Genomic DNA, 259 nt, shown 5'->3' on the forward strand with positions numbered 1-259 from the left:
GTGTTTTCCAGCTGGGCAGGCGCAGCGCCAGCAGGTGAAGCGCCCTCCCCCCACATCGGGCCGGTCGGATGCAGGTCGAGAATCGCCAGGCGCGGGTCAGCACATTCCGCCTCACCCGCCGGGAAGAAACTGCGGCTGTCGGTGAACGCCAGCAGGTCCCCGACTTGGGCTCGAGCCCAGCTACCGTCAGCGACACGCGCAGCCAGCACCTGATTGAACAGGTAGCTGCGCCCGGCCGAAAGCAGCCGCGAACGCAGAT

1 protein-coding gene is annotated in these 259 nt (G+C 67.6%); it reads right to left on the reverse strand.

What is annotated here, in order from left to right; genetic code table 11:
* The coding region (locus tag SB719_RS21100) for a hypothetical protein (RefSeq protein WP_412159876.1) at window positions 1-209 on the reverse strand (209 nt) is incomplete at its 3' end.
* Window positions 210-259: the final 50 nt, after the last annotated feature.

Origin of the sequence: Pantoea sp. SIMBA_079 (assembly GCF_046940275.1) — a bacterium.
Lineage (GTDB): Bacteria > Pseudomonadota > Gammaproteobacteria > Enterobacterales > Enterobacteriaceae > Pantoea > Pantoea borealis.